Origin of the sequence: Polynucleobacter sp. MWH-Loch1C5 (genome assembly GCF_018881775.1) — a bacterium.
GTDB lineage: Bacteria > Pseudomonadota > Gammaproteobacteria > Burkholderiales > Burkholderiaceae > Polynucleobacter.
In genome coordinates this window covers 1-2,649 of sequence record NZ_JACVPR010000003.1, presented here as the reverse complement: position 1 = coordinate 2,649, position 2,649 = coordinate 1, and the positions used below count along the sequence as shown (strand labels likewise).

Here is a 2,649-nt window from a genome sequence, read left to right as displayed (position 1 = left end):
TATATGTTTGTGTACCGCTCGTAGTAATGGAATTAGCAATAGTAGACACGCCCGAAATAGTCAGACTAGAAGTTCCGGTAGAGCGAGTAATACTATTTCCACTTGCCATTGTTAAAGTTGCAATTGTCTGAGCAGCCTGCAAATCCCAGACTGCCGTGTTACTCATCAGAATATCTGTCGAACTACTTAAAGTCCCAGTTGTTCTTAAAGTGCCATTAGAAATTAACGTATCACCAGTATATGTGTTGACGCCAGACAAAATTAAGGCGCCTGAGCCTGTCTTATTAATACCAAAACCAATACCAGACAGCGCATTGGATAAAGTTAATTGAGTACCAGCAACATTAATTGTGCTATCACCACCTAAAGAAACAGTTCCAGATAAAGAACTAGTACCCGTTGAAGTAGCTAAGGTTCCCCCATTAACTGTCAAGGGCTCAGCACCAATTGAAACATTACGGATGTCTAGCGTTGCTCCACTGGCTACAGTTGTGCCACTAGCAGTTGAGCCTAGTGCATTGACATGAGTGACGGCTAGAGTACCAGCACTGACTGTTGTTGTACCACTATAACTATTATTACCAGATAAAGTTAATGTGCCAGCACCTTGTTTCGTTAATGCGCCAGTACCAGATATAACTTCAGAAATTGAACTTCCAGACGTGACGTTTAATTGAACACTAGTATTCGCAAGATTTACTGTAGAAGAAAAATTTATGCTTCCCGCATTAATACGGCATGTTGTGCAAGCAGAGGTTCCAAATAAATCAGTGCTACTGGTACTACTAGTTGATACACTATCTATAAACAACTGGGCTCCCAAAACTGTCCCCCCTGACGCATCCCAAGAACCACTGATAAAAACAAATTTGTAATCAGCCGTAGAAGTTCCCGATGGCACAGATGTAGTGACCGTTGCCCAAGAGGTTGTTGCACTAGCACTTGCTCCAGTGGCATTCAAGAGCATGATCACAGAGCCATTTGATGTATTTAATAAATATCCAAAGACATCATAAGCATCACTTCCCCCTTGGGCCTTCCATTTAAAGCTGACTGAATCCCCAGCCCCCAAGGTTACAGTGCCATTACTGATAATAAAAGGTCCTCTAACTATTCCATAGCCAGCAGTGCTTCCTGAGGAATTCATTCGTACCGATTTAGAACCATCACCAGCACCCTGGACATCGTTAGTAATAGCCGTGCTAAATGTTAGAGCAGCAGCTGCATCACAGCCAGTGCCGGCGGTTCGATTACAACCACTTTGTGTATTTGCTGGGTAGGTCAAATCTTTGGGTGTTACAAATCCGCCAATTGGATCAACCCCCAATCTAACTGATGTATTAGACACGGTCCAAGATGATATTGTGGTGCTACCTACAGGGTCGGATTCAAAGTCTCCATTTGAAAATTGAGCTACACCAATAGTGCCAAACAAAATCGCATTTGAAATATTGATATTACCAGTCGTACTAACGTTAGCGTTAATGTATGTAATCCCTAAAGAACCAATAGTGATACTATTTAGCGGGCTAATACCACCCACCTCACTATTAAACACAACTCTTCCAGAAGATCCAATTGTGATTGATAAATCATATGCACCATTTACGGTACCTTTATAGGAAATACTACCCAAAGTACTCTCAAAAATGGAATTCCCCAACAACACCACTGAGCCTGAGTAAATCTGATTACCAGAGGTTCTGATACTAGCGGCAATATTTGATGTCGAGCTACTTGATGAAATACTGATCGAGCTAAGCGGTGAAATCAAACCTACATCGCCTTCAAAATTAACCGAAGAGTTACCATTACTAATAGTCAAAGATCTTGCGCTTGAGTCACTATTTACTGTACCCATAAATCGGATATTGGAATTAGTAGTAGTTAAAGTACGATTACCTCCATTTAAGACAACGGGGCCTATATAGGTTTGCGGCCCACTAGTCGTAATATCACTGCCAATATTTATCTGGCCTAAATTCCCAGGTCGACCGACGGTCAAAGTATTTAGGTTAGAAGATATTCGAGTACTATCAATCTGAAAAGGTGTTGTAAAGCTTGTTGATTTCGGCTGAATTTGAAGAGCTCCATTCCCTGTGTAAGAGCTTGAATTCAAAATTGGTACATCATTTTCAATGACTAATAAGCCTGTATTAATTGTTGTTGCACCACTATAAGTATTAGTAGCAGTTAATGTTACTGTGCCATTACCAACCTTAGTCAACGCCCTATTGGTACCAGATACAACACCATCAATGATGATATTACCTGCCCCACCAATAGAGCTATCTGCCCCCAAAGTCAAAGTATTACTAATTGTTGCAGCATTATTAGTATCTGAATTGACTATGGCGCCAGCAGCACTTATGCCTGACCCATTGACCGTTAAAGCATTAAGCGTAGTTTTACCGTTTAAGTCTAAAACAGCTCCATTTAATACAGCTAGAGATCCAGAACCGAAGGCACCGCTGGTGATAGATGAAGTTGTCCCTACGGAAGAAATACCAACTTGTAACACTCCAGCACCGATGGTTGTCGCACCAGTATAGGTGTTAGCACCTGTCAAGACCGTCGTGCCAGTACCATTCTTTGTTAGAGTACCGTTACCTTCCAATACACCAGCTATCGTATCGGTTGTTCCTGTTG

At 41.6% G+C, this 2,649-nt stretch carries 1 protein-coding gene; it reads right to left on the bottom strand.

What is annotated here, in order from left to right; genetic code table 11:
• On the bottom strand, positions 1 to 2,569 hold a 2,569-nt coding region (locus ICE94_RS08410), incomplete at its 3' end, for an autotransporter-associated beta strand repeat-containing protein (RefSeq protein WP_216151137.1).
• Positions 2,570 to 2,649 lie beyond the last annotated feature (80 nt).